This window comes from Bradyrhizobium sp. CCBAU 45321, assembly GCF_028128975.1.
GTDB lineage: Bacteria > Pseudomonadota > Alphaproteobacteria > Rhizobiales > Xanthobacteraceae > Bradyrhizobium > Bradyrhizobium yuanmingense.
Map to the genome: position 1 here is coordinate 418046 of NZ_LFKZ01000128.1, position 22755 is coordinate 440800.

The window sequence follows — 22755 nt, forward strand, 5'->3', positions numbered from 1 at the left end:
GCCACGATGACGATGTCACATTCAGCGACGATCGGCGCGGAGGTGCATGCCGCGCCCCAGAGCAAGGTGCGCAACTTGGCGATCGATCGCGCCCGCACCTTCCTCACTCTGGTGGTGCTGCTGCATCACGCGGTGATCCCGTATACCTATTTCGGTCATACCGATCCGAGTTATTTCTTCGGCTTCGACATGATCGTGCTCGCCACCGACAGTTTCTTCATGGCGATGTTCTTCTTCCTGTCGGGACTGTTCGCCTGGTCCGGCATCGCCCGGAAGGGAGTGCGGAGCTATTTGGCAGATCGCCTGCTTCGGCTTGGCCTACCCTTCGCGATCTGCGCCTTTACGGTCATTCCACTCGCCTACTACGCGATCTCCCTGCGGCACCATCCCGAGATCGGTTTTGCGGAATTCTGGTGGAATATGGTCACGAAGGGTCCGTGGCCGAGCGGGCCGATTTGGTTCCTGTGGGTCTTGTTCGCCTTCGACCTGGTTGCCTGCCTTTTGTACCGGCTGTCACCCAATCTGCTCGATCCGATCAATCGCCTCTCGCTGCATGGTCGCCGCCGGCCCGCCGTGTTCTTCGCGGTCATGCTGGCCGTCACCGCCGCGTTCTACATTCCTGGGCTGGTTCACTACGGACACAGCAGCTGGTTCGAGTTCGGGCCGTTCTCGGTCCAGCACGGGCGCGTGATGCTGTACGCGACCTATTTCTTTTTCGGTGCCGGCATCGGCGTTGCGCAAATGGATCGTGGGCTGCTCTCTGTCGACGGCCGCATGGCAAAGGTCAGCTGGGACTGGATGGTCCTCGCGATCGTTCCGTATTGCCTGTTGTGGGGGCTGATCTTCATCAAGCGCGAAATACTGGGCAACCCGTCGCCGCTGCCGGACTGGTATGAAGCGCTCTATGCCATCTGCTTCACCGTCTTCAGCGTGGCCATCATGTTTCTGATCCTGGCCCTTTTCCAGAGGTTCAAGCAATCAGGCTCAGCCAGGTTGCTCGATCCAATGCAGGGCGACGCGTTCGGCATGTTCCTGGTGCATTATCCGATCGCATTGTGGCTGCAATACTGGCTGTTCGACTATGACCTGCCGGCGATCGTCAAGGCCACGATCGGGTTTGTGCTGACTGTCGCGGCGAGCTGGGCGCTGACGCGCGCGTTGCGGCAGATCCCGGGCGCGTCACGCGTGTTGTGAGGCGCGGTCTCTCAGTCCGTAGCCCTGATGTAGCGCAGCGCAATCCGGGACCTTGCCACAAGTGATAGCGGTCCCGGATTACGCTTACGCTCCATCCGGGCTACAGATCTGATTTGCGGCAGCGCCTTACGCCGCCTTCCCGCCCATATATTCCGGCAGCCAGCGCTCGAACGAGGTCCGCAGCGTGTCGATCGCAACCGGCGCTTCGCCGGCGATCGCGATGGCATCGCCGCCGGTGGTGCCGATGCGCACGCAAGGCACCTCGCAGCCGCGCATCTTGGCGAGCACGCGGCCGGCTTCGGTTTCCGGCACGGTGACGAGATAGCGCGCCTGGTCCTCGCCGAACCAATAGGCCTGCGGCACCAGCGCAGTCGGCGCCGCCAGCAGCTTGGCGCCGATGCCGCCCGCCATCGCCATCTCGGCCAGCGCGATCAGGAGGCCGCCGTCCGACAAATCATGCACCGCAGTCGCGGTGCCCGCATGGATCATGCCGCGCACGCAATCGCCATTCCGCTTCTCGGCGGCGAGATCGACCGGTGGCGGCGCCCCCTCCTCGCGGCCGCAGATGTCGCGCAGATAGACGGACTGGCCGAGCCAGCCATGGGTCTCGCCGATCAGGAGGATGGCCTCGCCCTCGGCCTTGAAGGCGAGCGACGCCGACTTGGTGAAATCATCGAGCAGGCCGACGCCGCCGATCGAGGGCGTCGGGAGGATCGCACGGCCGTTGGTCTCGTTGTAGAGCGAGACGTTGCCGGACACGACCGGGAAGTCCAGCGTGCGGCAGGCTTCCGAAATGCCCTTCAGGCAGCCGACGAACTGGCCCATGATCTCGGGCCGCTCAGGGTTGCCGAAGTTGAGATTGTCGGTGATCGCGAGCGGCTTGCCGCCGACGGCGGTGATGTTGCGCCAGGCTTCCGCGACCGCCTGCATCCCACCTTGATAAGGATCGGCCTCGCAATAGCGCGGCGTGACGTCGACGGTGAGCGCGAGGCCCTTCGGCCCGTCCTGCACGCGCACCACGGCCGCATCGCCGCCGGGACGCTGCATGGTGTTGCCGAGGATGACGTGATCGTACTGCTCCCAGACCCAGCGCTTAGAGCACATGTCCGGCGTGCCGATCAGCTTCTCCAGCGCAGCTCCAAGGCCCATGGGTGCCGGCACGTCGCGGGCATGCACGACCGGCAGCGCTGTGGACGGGACGTGCGGGCGGTCATAGACCGGCGCCTCGTCGCCAAGCTCCTTGATCGGCAAATCGGCCATGACATCGCCGCCATGCTTGACCACGAAGCGCTTGCTCGGCGTGGTGTAGCCGACCACGGCGAAGTCGAGGCCCCACTTCTTGAAGATCGCCTCGGCTTCCTTCTCCTTCTCGGGCTTGAGCACCATGAGCATGCGCTCCTGGCTCTCCGAGAGCATCATCTCGTAGGCGCTCATGCCGGTCTCGCGGGTCGGCACCGCATCGAGGTCGAGGTCGACGCCGAGATCGCCCTTGGCGCCCATCTCCACCGCCGAGCAGGTCAGGCCCGCCGCGCCCATGTCCTGGATCGCGATGACGCAGCCCTTTTCCATGATCTCGAGGCAGGCCTCTAACAGCAGCTTCTCGGCGAAGGGATCGCCGACCTGCACGGTCGGGCGCTTCTCCTCGGACTTGTCGTCGAACTCGGCCGAAGCCATCGAGGCGCCGTGGATGCCGTCGCGGCCGGTCTTGGAGCCGAGATAGACGATCGGCATGTTCACGCCGGAGGCCGCCGCATAGAAGATCTTGTCAGAATCGGCGAGGCCCACCGCCATGGCATTGACGAGGATGTTGCCGTCGTAGCGGGTGTGGAAGCGTACCTGGCCGCCCACCGTCGGAACGCCGAAGGAATTGCCGTAGCCGCCGACGCCCGCCACCACGCCGGAGACGAGATGCCGCGTCTTCGGGTGCTCGGGCGCACCGAAGCTCAGCGCATTGAGGCAGGCGATCGGGCGCGCGCCCATGGTGAAGACGTCGCGCAGGATGCCGCCGACGCCGGTGGTCGCGCCCTGATACGGCTCGATATAGCTCGGATGGTTGTGGCTCTCCATCTTGAAGACCACAGCCTGGCCGTCGCCGATGTCGATCACGCCGGCGTTCTCGCCGGGGCCCTGGATCACCCAGGGCGCCTTGGTCGGCAGGCCGCGCAGATGGATGCGCGAGGATTTGTACGAGCAATGCTCGTTCCACATCGCCGAGAAGATGCCGAGCTCGGTGAAGGTCGGCTCCCGCCCGATCAGCTTCAGGATGCGCTCATACTCGTCGGGCTTGAGCCCGTGGGCGGCAACCAGTTCGGGGGTGATCTTGGGTTCATTCTTCATGGATTCGAGGCTTTCGGCGGCGGTTTGGCCGTTCTTAGGAACATCGGACGGCTTCGAAAAGCCCTTTATGGCGCATTTTCCCGCTGTCCCACGTTTTGCGCCGGCAGGGCCGGCGGGAACGGGAATTGCGCGGCGCGGTCGGATCGGATTTAAGGTCTAAAGACCCGCAATTGAAGGCCTATTTCCTTGCACGAATTGACCAAAGCGCCCCCGCCGCGCCGCCCCGACCTCCATGTCGCCACCGAGGGCGAATTTGTGGGCTGGCGGACCTGGATTCGCGACAGTTTTGAGTCCCATGTCGGCCCCTTCTGGCACCGGATCGAGGCGGACGGCAGCGTCCGCAGCGCCTTCCGCGTCGAGAAGAAGCACCTCAACGGCTCCGGCAACGTCCATGGCGGCTGCTACATGGCCTTTGCCGACTATTCGCTGTTTGCGATCGCCACCCATGTCCTGGACAGCCGGGCGGTGACGACCAATTTCGCCTGTGAATTCCTCGATGCGGCACGCGAGGGCGAGCTGATCGAATGCACCGGCGAGGTGACCCGCGCCGGCGGCTCGCTGATCTTCCTGCGCGGCAAGATGATGTCCGGCGAGCGCCTGCTGCTCACCTTTTCCGGCACGATCAAGCGGATGAAGCGGAAGGCACTCCCTCAGCCAAACGCATAGCTCGACGCCTTCCCTTTTCGCGCCCCCTCGCCCAGACTTCCCACCAAGCGCTTTCGCGCCGGGGAGCAAGAACAAGGTGCCGCAGAGCACATCCGAGGCGGGTCGCGCGAGGCCGGCCGCATCATCGCCGTTGCCGTCCATCGCCACCGGCGCACGCAACTGGCGCGATTATGCGCTGCTGCTGGCGCTCGCCTGCTGCTGGAGCTCCACCTATCCGCTGACCAAGCTGGCGCTTCCCACGATCCCACCCATCACCTTCATCTCGGCGCGCTCGCTGATCGCCGCCGCCTTCCTGTTCGCGATCCTGTGGATGCGCGGCACCAGGATCCCCACCGACGCAAAAGCCTGGAAGCTGTTCGCGACCCAACAACTGATCAACTCGACCTTCCCGTTCCTGATCATCACCTGGTCGCAGCAATATGTGCCGGCCTCGAACACGGTTGTGCTGGCCTCGACCACGCCGATCTTCGCCTTCCTGATCACCTCGCTGATCACGCGGCACGAGCCAGCGACACTGCTCAAGCTCACTGGTGCGATTTTGGGACTCGCCGGCACCGTCGCTATCGTCGGGCTCGATGCGCTGCGCGGCTTCGGTAGCGAGATCGTGGCGGAGATCGCGATCCTGCTCGCCACCATCTCCTTTGCCTGCGCGACGATCTTCGGCCTCCGCCTGTCCGAATACGATCCGATGGTGGTGGCAGCCGGCTCGCTGCTGTTCGGCGGCCTCGTGCTGCTGCCGCCCTCACTACTGATCGACCAGCCCTGGACACTGCAGCCCACGCCGACCGCGATCATCGCCACCATCGTCATGGGCATCGTTTCGAGCGCGCTCGGCCTGATGTTGTTCTATGTCTGCCTCGGCCGCCTCGGCACGCTGACGACGAACGCCCAAGGCTATTTGCGCATCCCGATCGGCGTCGGCCTCTCGGTGCTGCTGCTCGGCGAGAGCGTGCCGTCGAACCTCGCACTGGGGTTATTGCTGGTGATGGCCGGTGTTGCGGCGATGACGGTGCCGGCGGAGGTGTATAAGCGGTGGTCGGGGCGGGTGCGCGGGCTCTGAGCGCTAACGCAACGAGGCGCACGGAGGCACAGTCACAACCTGATTGACACATGTTGGACGAATGTGAGGTAGTCGCGCGCAAGCCTGTCGTGACGCATCCCTCCCTCAAGGCCCAGCATGGAAAGTCGTTCTCCGGCCGCCATTGGTGATTCAAAAACCGATCGCGTGCCCAGCGTCTGGTGGTTCGCACTCGCGCTTGTCCCGCACTTTGCATCCCAGCTCATGCGACTGCATCAGCACACTGCAGCGGGTTGGCTTGTCTGGGACTACGCCGGCCGGATCGCCGCTCTGGCCATTCTTGCGGTGATTCCAGCAGCACGGACCGTTGCCTATCGACGCGAGCAACGCCGAATTTCCTTTCTCGAGATCGGCGTCTGGATCGCAGGAATTGCGCTGCTGGACCGCTTCGGTCAGTGGCCGCAGCATCTCATCAATGCAGCACTTCCGGCTACCGTCATTGGCAAGTATCCGCAGCCGACCGGCTGGCTTAATGTCTTCGATCTCGTCGTTGGCCTCGCGCTGGTCGCGGCCAGCGAAGAGATCATCTTCAGGCGATTGCTTCGGAACGCATCGCAGCCTTACGTGGGTGATGGAGTCGTCGCCATCCTCATCACGTCGCTCGCCTTCGGCGCCTATCATTGGTGGGCCGGGATCGGAAACATCCTGCTCTCTGCAACAATCGGCATCCTTTTCATGGTGATGTACCGGCGCTCAGGCGCGCTTTGGCCGGTTATGCTCGTGCACTACCTGGTTGACCTGATCGCCTTCTCTGGAGTTTGGCGTTAAGGTAGCGATCAGCGCGACGCCGACAATTGCTTCTCGGCGATGTTGAGCCACTCCGCCTGCGCCTTGCGTAGATATTTCGGCGCGCGCCGCATCTGGATCAGGAGCTCGTTGAAGACCATGCGCGCCTCTGCGGTGCGGCCGACCGTTTGCAGCAGCATGCCGTAGCGCACCCGCGCCTCGGCGCCGGGGAAGTAACCGGCGAGCGCGTGATATTCCTCCAGCGCCTCGTCGGCACGTCCGACCTCGGCGAGCGCGCGGGCATAGAGCAGATGCGCGTCGGCGGAATCGAAATCGGGCCATTGCTTCTGCAGATCGTCCAGCGTCGCCAGCGCATCGGCCGGGCGGCTGGCGGCAAATTGCGCCTGCGCCCTGCGCAGCGCGTAGGCAGGATCGTGGCCCATCGGCAGCTTCAGGATGTGATCATAGTGCGCTTCAGCTTCGCCGAACCGGCCGATATTCGCGCACTCTTCCGCCAGCGCCGCGCGGTTGGCGATGGTGTCGGTGCCGGCGAGTTGGTCGGACAGCTCGCGATAGCGCTTCTCGGGATCGAGGCGATTGGCGACACGCTGGCGCGCCTGCCGGGCACCGGGGCTGGAAAACCATTCGGGAATGAGCTCGACCGCGATATAGGCGATCGCGCCCATCATCGGCACCAGCAGGATGATGAAGGCCCAGGGCCGCAACCGTCCGGTTCGCGAGGCGTGATAGATCAGCGTGATATCGAGCAGCAGAACGACCAAAGCAACAGGCATGTGACATCCGGAAAGCACAACGACAGCCGGCCTCCTGATATCGCAATCGAACCAATGAAACAACTTTGAGTTGCCTCGACCGGCAAAAATCAGCGAACCCGGACGCGCGCCGTAATGGTGACGAGGAGTCAGTCGCCGCAAAACCTATGCAGGTTCACGCGCCTCGCGTAGCAATCCACTCGCCAGCGCTCGAAACGCGTCGACGGCCTTGCTCAGCACGCTCCTGGGATCATCGGCGGCCGCGACCCACAACGCGGCGCTGAGCGCAGCCCCGTTCAGCAACCGCCCCGCCGCTTCGACATCGACCGGCTTCACGATTCCCTCCTCGATCAGCGCACGGATCGTTCGCATGGTGATAGTGAGACAGGCGTTCTCGCCGGGCCATTTGGAGGGATCGCCGAGCACCGCAGGTCCATCCAGAAGCATGATGCGCTGAATCTCGGGTTCGAGCGCCATCTCGATATAGGCGCTTCCCTCCGCGAGCAGGCCCAGCCACGGGCTGGGCGCTTGCTCCCGGACGATGCGGAGCCGCTCCGCCATTTCACCGTCGATCTGCTCGACGACGGCCCAGAGCAGCCCCTTCTTGTCTTCGAAGTTGTGATACAGCGCGCCCCGCGTCAGACCGACGGCCGCAGTGAGCTCGTCCATCGACGCGTCTGCATAGCCCTGCGTGGCAAATGCCGCGCGTGCGGCGCGGATGAGCCTGGCCCGATTTTCCGCCATGGCCGCGGCGCGCTTTCCCTTTGCCATGCCTGCCCCCTCTTGACATACGCCTCGTATGTGAGCGATATCTCACATACGAAACGTATCTGAAATTGCCGTGACGCGCCACCCGCGGAGCCCACGGTCCAACCGCCCCCATTGAAAGGTTCCTGCCATGCCCCAGCGAGAGGCAATCTTCCCCGCGAACCGCCACGCGCTCTATCAAGTGCATCGCTACTCCGCAGCGATCCGCTCCGGTGACCTGCTGTTCGTGTCGGGGCAGGTCGGCAGCCGCGAGGACGGCTCACCCGAGCCGGTATTCGAGGACCAGGTCCGGCGCGCATTCGCCAATTTGCGTGCCGTGCTCGCCGCTGGTGGATGCACGTTGGACGATGTTGTCGATGTCACCACGTTCCACACCGATCCGGCGAGCCAGATCGAGACGGTGATGGCCGTTCGCGCCGAGGAGATCGGCGGACCGCCCTATCCGAACTGGACGGCCGTCGGCGTGAACTGGCTTGCCGGCTTCGACTTCGAGATCAAGGTCATCGCCCGCATTCCTGTGCTCCAGTAAGCCTTCCGGGCGGCCATACGCCGGCCGCCACCAGGGTGAGCAGGCTACTTGTTGGCGTCGTCCGCGAGCATCTTCCGGTATTTCTCGACGTCGCGCGTCACGAGCTTTTGCAGCACATCGGGCGCGTGCTCGTCGGCATCGGGCGCGACGGTCGACAGATCCGCGAAGCGCTTCTTCACCGCTTCGGTCTCGACGGCCGTGCGCGCCGCGGCATTCAGCTTGGCGATCCCGGCCGGCGGCGTGCCCTTGGGCGCGAACAGGCCGTTCCAGCCTTGTGCCTCGAACTCGGGCAGGCCGGCTTCCGCCGAGGTCGGCAGATCCGGCAGCGTGGCGAGCCGAACGGTCGAGCCGACCACGAGGCCCTTCACCAGCTTGTCGTTGATCGACTGCGACACCGAGGCGGCCGCGTCGCAGACGCCGTCGATCTGGCCGCCGACCGCGTCGGTCAGCGCCGGCGCGGCGCCGCGATAGCCGATCAGCGTCGCGTCGATCCCGGCTGCTGTGACGAAGCTTTTGCAGATCAGATAGTTCGAGGAGCCGACGCCGGCATGGCCGAGATTGATCTTGCCTGGATTGGCCTTGGCATAGGCAATGAACTCTTTCAGGTCCTTCGCAGGAAAGTCCTTGCGCAGCGCGATGATGCCGAACGTCTTCGCCACCATCGCGATCGGCACGAAGGAATCAGGCGTGAACGGCAGTTTTGGATAGATCGTGTAGGTCGCGGCATTGGTGCCGGCATTGCCGATCGCAATCGTATAACCATCGGGTTCGGCGCGGGAGGCCCGCGCCAGCGCGGTCGAGCCGCCGGCACCGGCAACATTCTCGATCACGATGGTCTGGCCGAGCGCGATGCCCATCTGCTCGGCCACCGCGCGCGCGATCACGTCCGAGGTGCCGCCGGCCGCGAACGGCACGATCATGGTGATGGGACGCTTGGGATAATCCTGCGCGGATGCGCAAGTCGCTACCGAAAATGTCGCGAACGCCAGCGCCGCGATCGCGGCGAGCGCACGCTTCACCACGAACGAGATCACGCGGCTTTTTCCAGATGCTGGGCGAGACCGGCGAACAGGCCACGGCCGTCGGTGCAGCCCATGATATCTTCGACGTGGTTTTCCGGATGCGGCATCATGCCGAGCACGTTGCCCCGGTCGTTGACGATGCCGGCGATCGAATGCGCCGCGCCGTTGATGTTGTTGAAATCGTCGACTTCGCCGGCAGCGGAGCAGTAGCGATAGAGCACCCGCCCCTCGCCTTCGAGCCGCTTGATGGTCTCTTCGTCCGCCTCGTAATTGCCCTCGCCATGGGCAACCGGCACGCGGATCACCTGGCCGGCATTGTAGCCGCGGGTGAACGGCGTGTCGGAGCGCTCGACGCGCAGATGCACGTCGCGGCAGATGAATTTCAGCCGCGCATTGCGCATCAACACGCCCGGCAAGAGGCCGGACTCGCAGAGGATCTGGAAACCATTGCAGACGCCGAGCACGAGGCCGCCCTTGGCCGCATAGTCGCGCACCGCATCCATCACCGGCGCACGCGCCGCGATCGCGCCACAGCGCAGATAATCGCCGTAGGAGAAACCGCCGGGCACGACGACGAGATCGGTGCCTGATGGCAGCGAGGTCTCGGCGTGCCAGACCATCGCGGGCTCGCTGCCGGAGATCAGCCTCAACGCGCGCGCCATGTCGCGCTCGCGGTTGATTCCGGGAAAGACGAGGATGGCGGCTTTCATGGCAGGGGTTCCGACGCGGCTGGGAATCGAAGCTGGCCAACGGGCCAATTCGCGAACAGACATAACCATTTGACGGGGATTTTACCAGTGCTAGCGTTGCGGAGCGCCCTTGTACACAGGCCATAGCCACGCGCCTTTGGCCGCTCGATTTGCCCGGGATTGAAGCCATGAACGTCCCGTCGCTGCCCGCGTCCCTCTCCGAACCGGTATCCGCCGAGGGCGTCGTCGCCGCCGGCGCTTATGTCGACGGCCGCAGAGTCGCCAATATCGCCATCAGCGAGGCCTCGAGCTGGCGAGCCAAGCCCGGCCATGTCGTGTGGATCGGACTGCACGAGCCCGACATGGCGCTGCTCGGCGCGGTGCAGAAGCAGTTCGACCTGCACGATCTCGCCATCGAGGACGCCAACCACGCCCATCAGCGGCCCAAGATCGAGCAATATGGCGAGGCCCTGTTCATCGTCGCGCGCACCGCGCAGCTGATCGAGGGCCGCATCGCCTTCGGCGAGACCCACATCTTCGTCGGCGAAGGTTATCTGGTCTCGGTTCGCCACGGCGCTTCGACCTCCTACACGCCGGTGCGCGAACGCTGCGAAAGCTGCCCGCGGGCGCTCGCGCGCGGCGAGGACTACATCCTCTACGCCATCCTCGATTTCATCGTCGACAATTACTCGCCCGTGCTGGAGAGCATCCACGACGAGATCGAAGGCATCGAGGACGACGTGCTCTCCAAGCAGATCAGCAAGGCGCAGATCGAGCGGCTCTACATGCTGCGACGCGACCTCTTGCGGCTCAGGACCGCAATCGGACCGCTGGTGGAGGTCTGCCGCCGGCTGGAGCACGACGAGTTGTCGATGGTGCGCAAGGCCATGCAGCCGCTATTCCGCGACGTCACCGACCACGTCCGCAACATCCAGGAGCGCATCGATTCTATGCGCGAGGTGCTGGCCTTTGCTTTCGAGGCGAGCCTGCTCGTCGGCCAGGCCCAGGAGACGGCGGTGTCCAAGAAGCTCGCATCCTGGCTCGCCATCATCGCGGTCCCGACCGCGCTCGCCGGCATCTACGGCATGAACTTCAAGCACATGCCGGAGCTGGAGTGGGAGTACGGCTACTTCATGCTGCTCGGCGTGATGCTGACCGCGTGCGGCTCGCTGTACTGGCGTTTTCGGCGGGCGGGATGGCTGTGAGTATGTTGCCTTGTAGCCCGGATGAAGCGAAGCGCAATCCGGGGCAGTGCCACCGCGGATAGACCCGGATTCCGCTTCGCTCCATCCGGGCTACAGGCGCGGGTCTAGCTGAGCAGCTCGACCCGGTAATTCTCGATCACGGTGTTCGCCAAGAGCTTGTCGGCGGCCTCCTTCAGCGCCGCCTCCGCCTTGGCCTTGTCGGCGCCGGCGAGCTCGATGTCGAACACCTTGCCCTGGCGGACGCTGGCGACGCCGTCGACGCCGAGCGACTTCAGCGCGCCTTCGATGGCCTTGCCCTGCGGATCGAGGATGCCCGTCTTCAGGGTAACGGTGACACGTGCCTTCACGTCAAAAGTCCTCTTCAGCTCTTCACCAGCACCGGGCCGGTGCCCTGGGGACGCTCGTTTTCCATGAGGATGCCGAGACGCTTTGCAACTTCCGTGTAGGCCTCGAGCAGGCCGCCGAGATCCCTGCGGAAACGATCCTTGTCGAGCTTCTCGTTCGACTTGATGTCCCACAGCCGGCAGCTGTCCGGCGAGATCTCGTCGGCGACGATGATGCGCATCATCTCGTTCTCGAACAGGCGCCCGCACTCCATCTTGAAGTCGACGAGGCGGATGCCGATGCCGAGGAAGAGGCCGGTGAGGAAGTCGTTGACGCGGATGGCGAGCGCCATGATGTCGTCGATCTCCTGCGGCGTCGCCCAGCCGAAGGCGGTGATGTGCTCTTCCGACACCATGGGGTCGTTGAGCTGGTCGTTCTTGTAATAGAACTCGATGATCGAGCGCGGCAGCTGCGTGCCCTCCTCGATGCCGAGGCGCTGCGACAGCGAGCCGGCGGCGACGTTTCGCACCACAACCTCCAGCGGCACGATCTCGACCTCGCGAATCAACTGCTCGCGCATGTTGAGGCGGCGGATGAAATGGGTCGGCACCCCGATGTCGTTGAGGTGCTGAAACAGGTACTCCGAGATCCGGTTGTTGAGGACGCCCTTGCCCTCGATCACCTGATGCTTTTTCGCATTGAACGCGGTGGCGTCGTCCTTGAAGTGCTGGATCAGGGTACCGGGCTCGGGGCCTTCGTAAAGAACCTTTGCCTTGCCTTCATAAATGCGACGCCGACGGCTCATGGGGATGTACCGTGTTTTGTTGAAATCCATGAATTTGGTGTGCTCCGGTTGACTAGGATTACGACCCACAGCGGAGCTGCCGTGAACGGCCAGGAACCCACCTATAACCCGTTGGAAACAGAACGGGAACCAAGCCTTAGGCAACCTATCCGATTGGCTGTCCGAGCACAATCGATCCGGCCGTCCGGCACCAACTTATACCGTCTTGCCTGCGGCTTAACGGCCCGTTGTTTTGCCGATTCGTGCTATCTATGTAGGCATGCAGCCGGGTCGCCGCAACGGAAGGCTCCCGCTCCATTCAGCGAGGATTTGGAACAGGCATGAGCGAGTTCGACAAACGCCAGGAAGGCTTCGAGAAGAAGTACGCCCTCGACGAGGAGCAGAAGTTCAAGGCGGAGGCCCGCCGCAACCGGCTGCTCGGCCTGTGGGCAGCCGAGAAGCTCGGAATCACGGGTGATGCCGCCACCGCCTATGCCAAGGAGGTCGTCGCGGCCGATTTCGAGGAGGCCGGCGATGCCGACGTCCTACGCAAGCTGACGGCCGATTTCGCCGCCAAGAACGTTGTCGTCACCGAGCAGACGATTCGCGCCAAGATGAGCGAGTTGCTCGCGGTCGCCGCCGCCGAGGTGAAGGCGGGGAAATAATCGAGTCAACCGACCCGCCGGCGCGCAATAGCCTTGCGCGCCGGCGTTCTTCTTCTGCCTTCCCGCGTGGTCGAGACATTCGGCCCGGCATAGTTGCGGCGGATGGTTTCGAGCAGGCGCTCTGCGGCGGCGCTCAAAAACCCGCCACGACGCGTGACGAGGATGATATCCTGGTGCGCATCAAGGTCGCCCACGGCGACCGTCGCGATCGAGCCCGCACGCAGCTCCTCCGCCACATGGCTTTTTGCCAGCAGTGCAAGACCGAAGCCCGATTCCACCAGCCGCTTCTGCGCAGTGAGGCTGTCCACGGCCGTCCATTCCACCTCGCCAAGTCCCCGCGTCAGAAACAGCGCGAACACGTGAGCCGCGGCAATCTCGCGGCGTCCGCGAATCTCGGGGAATGCGATCCAGCGCTCCCCACCAAGCTCGGCGAGGCGTTTCACACGCTGTCCGGCGCGAGGATGGTCTGGCGCACAGACCACTTGCAACGATTCGCGCAGGACCTGCTCGCAGGCGAGATCGCCGGAGCCGTCGGCGTTGTAGCGCAGGCCTATCGTGGCCTCGCCGCGCCGGATGAGATCGCTGACCTCCGCGCTGGTCGCCGTCCGCAAGCTCAGCACGACGGCGGGATGCTCCTTGGCAAACCGCTTCATGATGGTCGAGAGGCGGCTGTCAGCGAGCGTCCCGGTCACGGCCAGCGAAACCGGCCCTGCATTCTGCTTGGTCAGTGCGCGGATCGCCTGTTCGGCATCCTGCGCCGCGGCCACTGCGCGCTCGGCATAGGGGATCAGCACGCGCCCGGCATCGCTGAGTCGCGTGCGGCCTGCCACCCGCTCGAACAGGGGAACGCCGAGTTCCTGCTCCAAGAGAGCGATACGGCGCGAAATCGCCGGCTGCGAGCGGTGCAGGAATTTCGCGGCATGCGAAATCCCACCTCTGCGATGAACCGCCAGGAAGGTGTTGAGGGCGTCACTGTCCATCGCGACCTCATGCAAAAAGCTGATGATATCTGACAGAATAACAAATTTGGCGGATGACGGAAGTGCGCCTAAAGCTCGTTGGGACGGACAATGGAGACGAGCCATGACGAGCCAGTTGGACAAGGCGAGAGCGTTTCGCGCGTTGCACGAGCGGCCCAGTGCCTTCATCATTCCCAATCCTTGGGATGCCGGCACCGCCAAGCTGCTCGCGGCGATGGGCTTCGAAGCCCTGGCTACGACGAGCCTCGGGGTCGCCAATATGTTCGGCAGCAGCGGCGTCAGCCTCGACTTCATCCTCGCCAACGCGCGCGCGATCGTCGAAGCCACCGACCTGCCCGTCAGCGTCGACCTCGAGAATTGCGGCGCACATGAGCCGAGAGGCGCCGCCGAAGCTATTCGGCGTGCCGCAGACACCGGCGCGGTGGGCGGCTCGATCGAGGATTTCAGCGGCGATCGCGATCGCCCGATCTACGACTTCGCCCACGCCGTCGAGCGCGTCCAGGCCGCGGTAGAGGTGGCACGCGCGCTGCCCATTCCGTTCACGCTGACGGCGCGGGCCGAGAACTTCCTGCACGGCCGCAAGGACATCGACGATACGATCCGCCGCCTGCAGGCCTTCGAGGCCGCTGGCGCCGACGTCCTCTATGCGCCGGGCCTGTACGATCTCGCCACGATCAGGACGGTGGCGTCCTCGCTGGGCAAGCCGTTCAACCACGTGATGGGCTTTGCCGACCCGACGCTAACCGTCGAGCAATTGTCCGCCGCCGGCGTCAAGCGCATCAGCGTCGGCGGAGCCATGTCGCGCTACGCGCTCGCAGCGTTCCTGAACTGCGCGCGCGAGATGAAGGACAAGGGGTCCTTCACCTACATCCGCGAGATGGCGTCGGTCGGCGAGCTGCGCGCCGCCTTCGCCGCGGTCACTCCTCCTTGAAGCCGTACTCCGGCACGTTGCCGCTGGCGCCGTAATATTTATACGGCAGGAACTTGCCGCTCATGGTGATCTTGACGCGGTCGCCTTTGGGGTTGGCGACGCGTTCGATTCCCATGTCGAAGTCGATCGCCGACATGATGCCGTCGCCGAACTCCTCCTCGATCAGCGCCTTCCAGGCCGGACCGTTCACCATCACCATCTCGTAGAAGCGGTAGATCAGCGGGTCGGTCGGCGGCATCGGCGTGCCGGTGCCGCGCATCGGCACCTCGTTGAGCATCGCAACTTCCGCCTTCGACAGGCCGAACAGCTCGCCGGCATTGGCAGCCTGGGGCTTCGTCAGCTTCATCTGGCCCATGATCGCCCCGACGATCAGCACTTCGGAATAGCCGCCGATCTTTTCGCAGATGTGTTTCCAGCTCCAGCCCTTCTCGCGCTTGATGTCGAGCAGCTTCTCGGTGAGGTCTTCGCGTTTCATTAGGGTCTCCTGTTAGGCGGTGAGTCCGGGACTGGGCCCGGGTATCCAGGTCTGTCTTTGCTCCTCGCCGTTCGAGGCGATCGTCAGTCCGGGCTTGCCGATCTGGATCAGCGGCACGTTGCGCGGATCGTGGCCGGGCGTCTCGGCGGCAAAGGTCTTGCTGCGCGTCACCAGGAAATCGATGATGTGGTTGCGCAGCGCGTAGTACAGCGGATGCCGGTGCAGATCGGTGCGGCCGCGATCCCGCGGCAGCGGGTTCTCGACCACCTCCGCCAGCACCGCGCCGGGACCGTTGGTCATCAGAAAGATCTTGTCGGCGAGATAGATCGCCTCGTCGACGTCGTGGGTGATCATGAACGCGGTCTGACCGGTCTCCAGGCAAATGCGCCGCACCTCGTCCTGCAGCGTGCCGCGCGTCAGCGCGTCCAGCGCCGAGAACGGCTCGTCCATCAGCATCATCTTCGGCGTGATCGACAGCGCCCGTGCGATGCCAACGCGCTGCTTCATGCCGCCCGACAGCTCCGAGGGACGCTTGTGCTCGGCGCCGGACAGGCCGACGAGATCGATGAACTTCTGCGCATGCGCCCTTACCTTGGCGCGGTCCCAGCTGCGCCATTTCGAGCTGACGGCATAGGCCACGTTGCCGAGCACCGTGCGCCAGGGCAGCAGCGCATGGCTCTGGAAGATCACGGCGCGGTCGAGGCTGGTGCCCGAGATCGCCTGGCCGTCGACGATGACCGCGCCCTCGCTCGGCGCATCGAGCCCGGCGAGGATGTTGAGCACCGTGGTCTTGCCGCAGCCGGAATGGCCGATCACGCAAGCGAACTCGCCGCGCGCCATCGAGAGCCAGAGGTTCTGGAAGATGGTGGTCGTCGCGCCGCCCGCGCCGGGATAGCGCTTGGCGATGCCTTCGATCGAGATGAACTTGTCGGTCATCGCCTCTACTCCGGAAACGTGACCATGCGCGTGAAGCGCGCGAGGATCTGGTCGAGCAGCATGCCGACGACCCCGATCAGGAGGATCGCGATGATGACGTTGGTGATCGACAAATTATTCCACTCGTTCCAGACGAAGTAGCCGATGCCGGTGCCGCCGACGAGCATCTCGGCGGCGACGATCACGAGCCAGGCGATGCCGATCGAGATGCGCATGCCGGTCAGGATGGTCGGGGCCGCCGCGGGCAGGATCACGGTGAAGGCGCGCCTGACGGTGCCGACCTCGAGCGTCCGCGCGACGTTGATCCATTCCTTGCGCACGGTCGCGACGCCGAACACCGTGTTGAGCAGCATCGGCCAGATCGAGCAGATGAAGATGACGAAGATCGCCGAGATCGAGGAATCCTTGATGGTGTAGAGCGCGAGCGGCATCCAGGCCAAAGGCGAGATCGGCTTCAAGACCTGGATGAACGGATCGAGCGCCTTGCTCAAGAGCGGCGACATGCCGATCAGGAAGCCGAGCGGGATCGCGACCAGCACTGCCAGCAGATAGCCGGTGCCGACGCGCGCAATGGAATAGCCGAGCTGGATGCCGAGCCCCTTGTCATTCGGCCCGTTGTCGTAGAACGGCCGCTTCAGATGCTCCCAGAGCTTTGCGCCGACATCGAGCGGCCCCGGCATCGCCGATTTGCCCTGCGTCGCGGTTAGGCCCATCAGCTTGGCGTATTCCGGGCTCATCGTCGTCACCTGTGCGGTGGAGCGCGTGGCGAGATGCCAGATGCCGAGAAAGGCGGCGAGCAGCACGAGGGAGACGAGGCCGGCGCGAAGGCGGAGGGAGGCGGTCATCATTCAAACCTCACCGGTTGTGTCCCGGACGCGATGCAGCACGTAGTGCTGCTTCGCAGAGCCGGGACCCAGTTGGGCCGCATGGGTCCCGGTTCTGCGTCGCACCGCTTCGCGCTGCGCCGCGCCCGGGACACGAGAGTGCAGCTCATCACGACGCCTTCTTGATTTTGAAGCTCGCCAGATAGTCCTCGGGCTTGGCCGGATCGAAATTCTTGCCCATCACCGCGAACGACTTGTAGGCACTTGCCGGCGGCGTGAGGCCCATCTCGGTCATCAGCTTCTTGGTATCGGTTGCCAGATACACCTGCTCGGCCACCGCCTTGTAGTCGACGTCGCCCTTGATCTGGCCCCAGCGCTTCATCTGCGTCAGCATCCAAACCGCAAAGGACTGCCAGGGGAACGGATCGAAATCGACCCGCTTGGGATCGGTCTTCACCCCGCCGAGGCCGTCGGCATAGGTGCCGGTCAGGACCTGCTCCAGCACGGTGACAGGCGCGTTGATGTAGTTCGCAGGCGCGATGGCTTCCGCGATCTGCTTGCGGTTCTCCGCCTTCGAGGCGTAGGCGGTGGCATCGACGATCGCCCGCGTCAGCGCCGCGAAGCTGTTCGGCGCCGTCGTGATGAACTCGCGGCTGGCAGCAAAGCTGCAGCAGGGATGGCCGTCCCATATCTCCTTGGAGAGCAGATGCATGAAGCCGACGCCGTCATAGATCGCGCGCTGGCAGATGTTGTCGGGCGCGAGGAAGCCGTCGATGTTGTCGGCACGCAGATTCGCGACCATCTCCGGCGGCGGCACCGAGCGCAGCTGCACGTCGGTATCGGGATCGAGACCGTGCTCGGCGAGGAAATAGCGCAAGAGATAATTGTGCATGGAATAGTCGAAGGGGATGGCGAATTTCAGCCCCTTCCAGTCCTTCGGATCGCGCTTGTCCTTGTGCTTGCTCGCCAGCACGATGCCCTGCCCGTTGATGTTCTCGATGGCCGGGACGGTGAACGGAATGGCGTTGGCGCCGAGCCCGAGCGAGATCGCGATCGGCATCGGCGCCAGCATGTGCGCGGCGTCGTATTCCTTGTTGATGGTCTTGTCGCGGATCACGGCCCAGCCGGCGGTCTTCACCACTTCGACGTTGAGGCCGTGCTTGGCATAGAAGCCCATTGGCGCTGCCATGATGATCGGCGTCGCGCAGGTGATCGGGATGAAGCCGACCTTGAGGTCCTTCTTCTCGGGCGCGCCGGCTTGCGCGAACACCTCGGTCGCCGTCTTGATCGGGAAGAATTGCGTCAGCGCGGCGAGCGCCGTCGAGGCGCCGACCGACTTCAGGAAAGCGCGCCGCGCCACGTCCTGCGGAAACATCGCGCGCATCAATGCGGAGGCGACGACGCCCTCGTAGCGCTTCTCTTCGCTTGCGACCGGCTCGCAATGCAGCGCCGTGGCCTGCTCATGCTCTGCGTCGGAACCATGCTGGCCGCAAACACAGCCGGCTCGAAGCTTGCGATCGGGATCAAACGGATTGTCGAACGTGGACATCGGCCCTCCTGCGCGTCAATGCGAGGAGCAATTACGCAAGGAGCATGCCACCGACGAAGAAGCGGATATTGCCTTGATGACGCAGCATTTTCACCCGCGCTTGGCCGCTACGAAAACTCGTGATAAACGAGATTTCGTAGTTCAATTACGAGATTTCGCAATGGCAACGACGCCAATGCCCGTCCACGACGAGGTGGCCTCCGTGATCGACCCGCGCATCGCGGCCTTCGAATCCTCGGTCGAGGCGATGCTGCTGGTCGATCCCTATGGCGACCGGATCGTCGATGCCAATCCCGCCGCCTGCGCCCTGCTCGGTTACGACCGCGCTTTGCTGCGGCAGACCAGGGCCAGCACGCTCCACGCCGGCGAGCTTGCCGCCCTCACCGTCTTCACCCAGGCCGTGCTGCACAAGGGCGCCTACTGGACCACCGCGCTCAATCCCCGCCACGCCACCGGGCAAGATCTCAAGCTCGAATATGCCGGCTGCCTGCTGCCGCATGACGGCCGCACACTGCTGCTGCTGACGCTGACTGACCTCGAAGCCCGCCGCCGGCGCAATGTCGATGCCGCCGCCGAGGACCATATGCGCGGCGGCATCTCCACCTGGCAGCGGGTCGAGCGCGTGTTCCAGGACATCGAGCGCGAGAACCAGCTGATCCTGCGCGCCGCCGGCGAAGGCATCTACGGCGTCAACGCCGAAGGCAAGACCACCTTCGTCAACCCTGCGGCCGAGCGCATGCTGGGCTGGACCGCCGAAGAGCTGGTCGGCAAGGAGATCCACCCGATCGTCCATCACACCCACCACGACGGCCGACACTATCACAATCATGACTGCCCGATCTATGCGGCATTCCGCGACGGCGCCGTGCACCAGGTCGACGGCGAGGTGTTTTGGCGCAAGGACGGCTCGCCCGCCTGGGTCGAATACACATCGACGCCGATCCGCGATCGCGGCGTCGTGGTCGGCGCCGTCGTGGTGTTTCGCGACGTCAGCCAGCGCCGCGAGGCCGACGAGAAGCTGCACGCGGCGCTTGCCGAGGTCGACCGTCTGCGCGAACGGCTCGAGCTGGAGAACGCCTATCTCCAGGAGGAAATCCGCATCGAGACCAACCCGCGCGGCATCATCGGCGGCAGCGAGGCGATCCAGAAGACGCTGCGCCAGGTCAAGCTGGTGGCGCCGACCACCGCGGCGGTGATGATCACGGGCGAATCCGGCACCGGCAAGGAGCTGATCGCGCGTGCCATCCACGAGGACTCCACCCGGAGCGACCGGCCGCTGATCCGAGTCAACTGCGCCGCGATCCCGCGCGAATTGTTCGAAAGCGAGTTCTTCGGCCATGTCCGCGGCGCCTTCACCGGCGCGACGCGCGACCGCATCGGCCGCTTCGAGCTCGCCGACGGCGGCACGCTGTTCCTGGACGAGGTCGGCGAGATCCCGCTCGAGCTGCAGGGCAAGCTGCTGCGCGTGTTGCAGGAAGGCCATTTCGAGCGTGTCGGCGAGGCGCGCACCCGCGCCGTCGACGTTCGTGTCATCGCCGCGACCAATCGCGATCTCAAGCAGGAGGTGCAGCGCGGCCGTTTCCGCGAGGATCTCTATTTCCGCCTCAACGTGTTTCCGATCGAGACCGTCCCCTTGCGCGAGCGGCGCGAGGACATTCCCCTACTTGCCCAGCATTTCCTGACGCGCGAGAGCAAGGCGCTGAAATCGAACCTGCGTCTGTCGGAGGGCGACGCGCGGCGGCTGACCCGCTACGACTGGCCCGGCAACGTCCGCGAACTGCAGAACGTGATCGAGCGCGCCGCGATCCTGTCGCAGAACGGTCGCCTGCGCATCGATCTGCCTGACGCCTCCGGCGCGCTGGCTCTGGCCGGCGCCGCCCGCCAGAAGGCCGACGCGCGCCCCGCAATCATGACGTCGTCGGAAATGCGCGACCACGAGCGCGCCAATATTCTCGCCGCGCTTGAGGCCTGCGCCGGAAAGGTCTTCGGCCCCGGCGGCGCCGCCGAGATCCTCGACATCAAGCCGACCACGCTGGCCTCGCGGATCAAGGCGCTGGGAATCGCGCCTCGTCCGCAAGGGGCCCATCCTTCGAGACGCCCGCTTTAGGCGGGCTCCTCAGGATGAGGTCGGAGTGCGCGGCAACAGTATCAACAGACACCGGTCCCGCTTAGCCTCATCCTGAGGAGACCGCGAAGCGGTCGTCTCGAAGGACGAGGCGCTTGCTCACGCCGCCTTGGTCGTCACGCCAGCCGCCATCGGGAGGCCCTGCTCGATCGGCAAGGACGGATCGCGCGACCATTCGTTCCAGGAGCCGAAATACATCCGCACGTCCTTCACGCCGGCGTTCTTCAGCGCCAGGAACGTGTTCGAAGCGCGCGCGCCCTTGAAGCAATAAAGATAGACCGGCGTGGTCTGCGAGATGCCGACGGTGGCGCATTCCGCCAGAATCTCGTCCTTGGACTTGAAGCGCGGGCCTTCGGCGGTCGGCTTCATCATCCGATACCATTCCAGCCACACGGCGCCCGGAATGCGGCCCTTGCGCGGGCAGAAATCCTTGCCGTAAGGGGATGAGCTGTCGCCGATCCACTCGTCGACGTCGCGCACGTCGAGGATCGCGATGCCGGGCTTGCCGACCGCGGCGAGCATGGTCTTGGCGTCGATCAGGATCTCGCCCGCTTCGGGCACGATCGAGAACGAGGCCTTCTCAGGCGCGGGCACATCCTTGGTCACCGGGAAGCCCGCGGCCGACCAGGCGTCGAAGCCGCCATGCAACACCTTCACCTTGGGATAGCCGAGCATGGTGAGCAGGTAATAGCCGCGGCAGGACTGACCGAAGCCGGAGTTCATCGACTGTTCGTAGATCACCGCCGTCTCCTTGCCGGAAAGACCGGCGCCGCCGAACGCATCGGCGAACTTGGTCTTCAGCTCGGCCATGCCTTCCGGCGTCGAGGTCGCCAGGAACGTAAAGATCTCGTGCACGTTCACGGCGCCCGGCAGGTGCCCGGCGGCGTAAGCATCGGGGTTGCGGGTGTCGATGACGACACACGGCTCGGTCTTCAAGAGATCGGCGAGTTCGACGGCAGTGATCAGAACGTCAGTCATGGCAGCCTCTCCGTTGAGGTGGTGGGGTGGACTCGTAGAACTCAGAAATCGGCGAGCATCTTGCGCAGCTGCTTGGTGGCGGGCGTGACGATCGCGACGAAATAGGCCTCGCGCAGGCGCCGCTGCGCCCGGTGGCTTTTGAGATAGCCGCGGGCGCCACAATGCAGCATCGCCGCATGCGCCGCCGCGACGCTGGCCTCGCCCGCGCGAAGCCGCAGCGCGATCACCTTGCGCCAGTAGGTCTCCTCCTCGTTGTAAGGATCGCGCGCCAGCGCCATGGTCTCGGCCTCGAGCTCGGCGGCGAGCTCGCGGAAATGCACCGGCTGCTGCGGCAAATAGCGGTTGATATGGCCAAGGGGATTGTCGACCTCGTCCATGATGTTGATGCAGTCCTTGATCACCCCCAGCGCCATGCCGGCCTGCAGCAGGATGAAGCCGGCGCGGATCTTCTTGACGAAGGGCGCGGCGGGATCGGCCAGGATCAGCTCATCGGGCACGAAAGCGTCGCGGAACTGCACGCCATAGGTGCCGGTGCCGTCCATCGCGAGGAACGGCTTGCAGGGGGTCAGCGTGATCGCGGGGTCGGAGCAATCGGCCAGGAACATGACAGTGCCGGGCTCGCCACTTGCGATGCCCTGCTCGTCCTCGCGCTCGAAGATCGTGCCGAAGAAATGATCAGGCCCGAGGTTGGAGACCCAGGGCAACGCACCGCGCACGATGTAGCCGCCCTCGACCTTGCGGCCCTTCAGCTTGAGCTTCTCGATGCCGAAAAAGCTCTTCATGGGATTGGAGAGCCCGGTGCCGCCGAGCACGTGACCAGTCGAGAAGGCATCGCCGAAGCGCTTTGCGAGCTTCACATTGGTGGAATTCGCCGCGTACCAGACCAGCGTGTTCTGGCACCAGGCCATGAAGGCCGTCGCACCGCAGACCTCGCCGATCGCCGCCATCGCCTGGATCGCGCAGCGCAGATCGGCGGGGCCTTCGTGCGGTACATGACTGCCCCACGCCCCGACCGCGCCGAACTTGCGCAGCACCTCGGCCGGATAGACCGAACCGTCGTCGATGCCGGCGGCCAGCGGCGCGAGTTCTTGGCGCGCGATCCGCGCCACCTCGTCCGCAATCGACGGTGCGGGCTGATCCAGAACGTCGGCCCGCGATAAAGCCAGTGAACCCATGATCGTCTCCCGCACCCTGTCC

At 64.6% G+C, this 22755-nt stretch carries 23 protein-coding genes; 9 read left to right on the top strand and 14 right to left on the bottom strand.

Annotation, left to right across the window (positions count from 1 at the left end):
• Positions 1 to 6: 6 nt before the first annotated feature.
• Positions 7 to 1194 (top strand): acyltransferase family protein, encoded by a 1188-nt coding sequence (locus ACM43_RS29460; RefSeq protein ID WP_157280742.1) that lies wholly within the window; start codon positions 7 to 9, stop codon positions 1192 to 1194.
• A gap of 126 nt (positions 1195 to 1320) precedes the next feature.
• Here ACM43_RS29460 and purL read toward each other — a convergent pair whose 3' ends face one another.
• Complete coding sequence (gene purL / locus ACM43_RS29465) at positions 1321 to 3531, bottom strand: phosphoribosylformylglycinamidine synthase subunit PurL (RefSeq protein ID WP_271544953.1); 2211 nt, start codon at positions 3529 to 3531, stop codon at positions 1321 to 1323.
• A gap of 186 nt (positions 3532 to 3717) precedes the next feature.
• On the opposite strand from purL, the gene ACM43_RS29470 reads away from it, so the two are divergent.
• The 3 genes from ACM43_RS29470 (at position 3718) to ACM43_RS29480 (ending at position 6043) form a co-directional block, all read left to right on the top strand.
• A complete protein-coding gene (locus ACM43_RS29470; protein ID WP_025037294.1) occupies positions 3718 to 4197 on the top strand; it encodes a PaaI family thioesterase in 480 nt (159 codons plus the stop codon).
• 76 nt (positions 4198 to 4273) lie between these two features.
• The gene (locus ACM43_RS29475; RefSeq protein WP_271544956.1) at positions 4274 to 5257 is read left to right on the top strand and encodes a DMT family transporter; all 984 of its coding nucleotides are present in this window, start codon (positions 4274 to 4276) and stop codon (positions 5255 to 5257) included.
• Between the two features lie 117 nt (positions 5258 to 5374).
• On the top strand, positions 5375 to 6043 hold the full coding sequence (locus ACM43_RS29480; protein ID WP_271544958.1) for a CPBP family intramembrane glutamic endopeptidase: 669 nt from the start codon (positions 5375 to 5377) through the stop codon (positions 6041 to 6043).
• Positions 6044 to 6051: 8 nt separating this feature from the next.
• Here the strand turns inward: ACM43_RS29480 and ACM43_RS29485 are convergent, their stop codons facing one another.
• Together ACM43_RS29485 and ACM43_RS29490 are read right to left on the bottom strand one after the other, a co-directional pair.
• Positions 6052 to 6795 carry a tetratricopeptide repeat protein gene (locus ACM43_RS29485; RefSeq protein ID WP_271544959.1) on the bottom strand — a complete coding sequence of 248 codons (744 nt, stop codon included), beginning with the start codon at positions 6793 to 6795 and terminating at the stop codon, positions 6052 to 6054.
• A gap of 144 nt (positions 6796 to 6939) precedes the next feature.
• Positions 6940 to 7545 carry a TetR/AcrR family transcriptional regulator gene (locus tag ACM43_RS29490; RefSeq protein ID WP_271544961.1) on the bottom strand — a complete coding sequence of 202 codons (606 nt, stop codon included), beginning with the start codon at positions 7543 to 7545 and terminating at the stop codon, positions 6940 to 6942.
• A 127-nt stretch (positions 7546 to 7672) separates the two neighbouring features.
• On the opposite strand from ACM43_RS29490, the gene ACM43_RS29495 reads away from it, so the two are divergent.
• Positions 7673 to 8071: a RidA family protein gene (locus ACM43_RS29495; RefSeq protein ID WP_157280747.1), complete on the top strand. Its 399-nt coding sequence runs from the start codon at positions 7673 to 7675 to the stop codon at positions 8069 to 8071.
• A 44-nt stretch (positions 8072 to 8115) separates the two neighbouring features.
• Here the strand turns inward: ACM43_RS29495 and ACM43_RS29500 are convergent, their stop codons facing one another.
• Both ACM43_RS29500 and purQ read right to left on the bottom strand, forming a co-directional pair.
• Positions 8116 to 9105 carry a tripartite tricarboxylate transporter substrate binding protein BugD gene (locus ACM43_RS29500; RefSeq protein ID WP_271544963.1) on the bottom strand — a complete coding sequence of 330 codons (990 nt, stop codon included), beginning with the start codon at positions 9103 to 9105 and terminating at the stop codon, positions 8116 to 8118.
• Entirely contained in the window at positions 9102 to 9803 is a 702-nt protein-coding gene (gene purQ, locus ACM43_RS29505; RefSeq protein WP_109143222.1) for a phosphoribosylformylglycinamidine synthase subunit PurQ, read from the bottom strand. The genes ACM43_RS29500 and purQ overlap by 4 nt, the downstream gene beginning before the upstream one ends.
• Positions 9804 to 9970: 167 nt before the next feature.
• On the opposite strand from purQ, the gene ACM43_RS29510 reads away from it, so the two are divergent.
• Positions 9971 to 10987 (top strand): magnesium and cobalt transport protein CorA, encoded by a 1017-nt coding sequence (locus ACM43_RS29510; protein WP_271544965.1) that lies wholly within the window; start codon positions 9971 to 9973, stop codon positions 10985 to 10987.
• A 104-nt stretch (positions 10988 to 11091) separates the two neighbouring features.
• Here ACM43_RS29510 and purS read toward each other — a convergent pair whose 3' ends face one another.
• Positions 11092 to 11334 (bottom strand): phosphoribosylformylglycinamidine synthase subunit PurS, encoded by a 243-nt coding sequence (purS, locus tag ACM43_RS29515; RefSeq protein ID WP_028137374.1) that lies wholly within the window; start codon positions 11332 to 11334, stop codon positions 11092 to 11094.
• 14 nt (positions 11335 to 11348) lie between these two features.
• Positions 11349 to 12116, bottom strand: a complete 768-nt coding sequence (purC, locus tag ACM43_RS29520) for a phosphoribosylaminoimidazolesuccinocarboxamide synthase (RefSeq protein ID WP_172782948.1) — start codon at positions 12114 to 12116, stop codon at positions 11349 to 11351.
• A 320-nt stretch (positions 12117 to 12436) separates the two neighbouring features.
• Between purC and ACM43_RS29525 the strand changes: the two genes are divergently transcribed.
• On the top strand, positions 12437 to 12760 hold the full coding sequence (locus tag ACM43_RS29525; RefSeq protein ID WP_157280749.1) for a DUF1476 domain-containing protein: 324 nt from the start codon (positions 12437 to 12439) through the stop codon (positions 12758 to 12760).
• 5 nt (positions 12761 to 12765) lie between these two features.
• On the opposite strand, the gene ACM43_RS29530 is transcribed toward ACM43_RS29525, so the two are convergent.
• Positions 12766 to 13863, bottom strand: a complete 1098-nt coding sequence (locus ACM43_RS29530) for a LysR family transcriptional regulator (protein WP_271544968.1) — start codon at positions 13861 to 13863, stop codon at positions 12766 to 12768.
• Here ACM43_RS29530 and ACM43_RS29535 point away from each other — a divergent pair.
• Positions 13844 to 14671, top strand: coding sequence for an isocitrate lyase/PEP mutase family protein (locus tag ACM43_RS29535; protein WP_271544970.1), 828 nt, complete (start codon positions 13844 to 13846; stop codon positions 14669 to 14671). The genes ACM43_RS29530 and ACM43_RS29535 overlap by 20 nt on opposite strands.
• On the opposite strand, the gene cynS is transcribed toward ACM43_RS29535, so the two are convergent.
• From cynS to ACM43_RS29555, 4 genes are all read right to left on the bottom strand, one after another.
• Positions 14658 to 15146 carry a cyanase gene (gene cynS / locus ACM43_RS29540; protein WP_025037304.1) on the bottom strand — a complete coding sequence of 163 codons (489 nt, stop codon included), beginning with the start codon at positions 15144 to 15146 and terminating at the stop codon, positions 14658 to 14660. The genes ACM43_RS29535 and cynS overlap by 14 nt on opposite strands.
• Before the next feature lie 12 nt (positions 15147 to 15158).
• Positions 15159 to 16082: an ABC transporter ATP-binding protein gene (locus ACM43_RS29545; protein WP_271544972.1), complete on the bottom strand. Its 924-nt coding sequence runs from the start codon at positions 16080 to 16082 to the stop codon at positions 15159 to 15161.
• 5 nt (positions 16083 to 16087) lie between these two features.
• Entirely contained in the window at positions 16088 to 16927 is an 840-nt protein-coding gene (gene ntrB / locus ACM43_RS29550) for a nitrate ABC transporter permease (protein WP_271545107.1), read from the bottom strand.
• A gap of 148 nt (positions 16928 to 17075) precedes the next feature.
• Positions 17076 to 18455, bottom strand: a complete 1380-nt coding sequence (locus ACM43_RS29555) for a CmpA/NrtA family ABC transporter substrate-binding protein (RefSeq protein WP_271544974.1) — start codon at positions 18453 to 18455, stop codon at positions 17076 to 17078.
• A 160-nt stretch (positions 18456 to 18615) separates the two neighbouring features.
• On the opposite strand from ACM43_RS29555, the gene ACM43_RS29560 reads away from it, so the two are divergent.
• Positions 18616 to 20562 (top strand): sigma 54-interacting transcriptional regulator, encoded by a 1947-nt coding sequence (locus ACM43_RS29560; RefSeq protein WP_271544976.1) that lies wholly within the window; start codon positions 18616 to 18618, stop codon positions 20560 to 20562.
• A 117-nt stretch (positions 20563 to 20679) separates the two neighbouring features.
• On the opposite strand, the gene ACM43_RS29565 is transcribed toward ACM43_RS29560, so the two are convergent.
• Positions 20680 to 21558 carry a sulfurtransferase gene (locus ACM43_RS29565; protein WP_271544978.1) on the bottom strand — a complete coding sequence of 293 codons (879 nt, stop codon included), beginning with the start codon at positions 21556 to 21558 and terminating at the stop codon, positions 20680 to 20682.
• A 41-nt stretch (positions 21559 to 21599) separates the two neighbouring features.
• Positions 21600 to 22733 carry an acyl-CoA dehydrogenase family protein gene (locus ACM43_RS29570; protein ID WP_271544980.1) on the bottom strand — a complete coding sequence of 378 codons (1134 nt, stop codon included), beginning with the start codon at positions 22731 to 22733 and terminating at the stop codon, positions 21600 to 21602.
• Between the last annotated feature and the right edge of the window lie 22 nt (positions 22734 to 22755).

Coding starts and splice junctions, on each gene's coding strand:
- ACM43_RS29460 (WP_157280742.1), top strand. CDS start 7: ATGACGATGTCACATTCAGCGACGATCGGCGCGGAGGTGCATGCCGCG.
- purL (WP_271544953.1), bottom strand. CDS start 3,531: ATGAAGAATGAACCCAAGATCACCCCCGAACTGGTTGCCGCCCACGGG.
- ACM43_RS29480 (WP_271544958.1), top strand. CDS start 5,375: ATGGAAAGTCGTTCTCCGGCCGCCATTGGTGATTCAAAAACCGATCGC.
- ACM43_RS29485 (WP_271544959.1), bottom strand. CDS start 6,795: ATGCCTGTTGCTTTGGTCGTTCTGCTGCTCGATATCACGCTGATCTAT.
- ACM43_RS29490 (WP_271544961.1), bottom strand. CDS start 7,545: ATGGCAAAGGGAAAGCGCGCCGCGGCCATGGCGGAAAATCGGGCCAGG.
- ACM43_RS29495 (WP_157280747.1), top strand. CDS start 7,673: ATGCCCCAGCGAGAGGCAATCTTCCCCGCGAACCGCCACGCGCTCTAT.
- purQ (WP_109143222.1), bottom strand. CDS start 9,803: ATGAAAGCCGCCATCCTCGTCTTTCCCGGAATCAACCGCGAGCGCGAC.
- ACM43_RS29510 (WP_271544965.1), top strand. CDS start 9,971: ATGAACGTCCCGTCGCTGCCCGCGTCCCTCTCCGAACCGGTATCCGCC.
- purC (WP_172782948.1), bottom strand. CDS start 12,116: ATGAGCCGTCGGCGTCGCATTTATGAAGGCAAGGCAAAGGTTCTTTAC.
- ACM43_RS29525 (WP_157280749.1), top strand. CDS start 12,437: ATGAGCGAGTTCGACAAACGCCAGGAAGGCTTCGAGAAGAAGTACGCC.
- ACM43_RS29535 (WP_271544970.1), top strand. CDS start 13,844: ATGACGAGCCAGTTGGACAAGGCGAGAGCGTTTCGCGCGTTGCACGAG.
- cynS (WP_025037304.1), bottom strand. CDS start 15,146: ATGAAACGCGAAGACCTCACCGAGAAGCTGCTCGACATCAAGCGCGAG.
- ACM43_RS29545 (WP_271544972.1), bottom strand. CDS start 16,082: ATGACCGACAAGTTCATCTCGATCGAAGGCATCGCCAAGCGCTATCCC.
- ntrB (WP_271545107.1), bottom strand. CDS start 16,927: ATGACCGCCTCCCTCCGCCTTCGCGCCGGCCTCGTCTCCCTCGTGCTG.
- ACM43_RS29555 (WP_271544974.1), bottom strand. CDS start 18,455: ATGTCCACGTTCGACAATCCGTTTGATCCCGATCGCAAGCTTCGAGCC.
- ACM43_RS29560 (WP_271544976.1), top strand. CDS start 18,616: ATGGCAACGACGCCAATGCCCGTCCACGACGAGGTGGCCTCCGTGATC.
- ACM43_RS29565 (WP_271544978.1), bottom strand. CDS start 21,558: ATGACTGACGTTCTGATCACTGCCGTCGAACTCGCCGATCTCTTGAAG.
- ACM43_RS29570 (WP_271544980.1), bottom strand. CDS start 22,733: ATGGGTTCACTGGCTTTATCGCGGGCCGACGTTCTGGATCAGCCCGCA.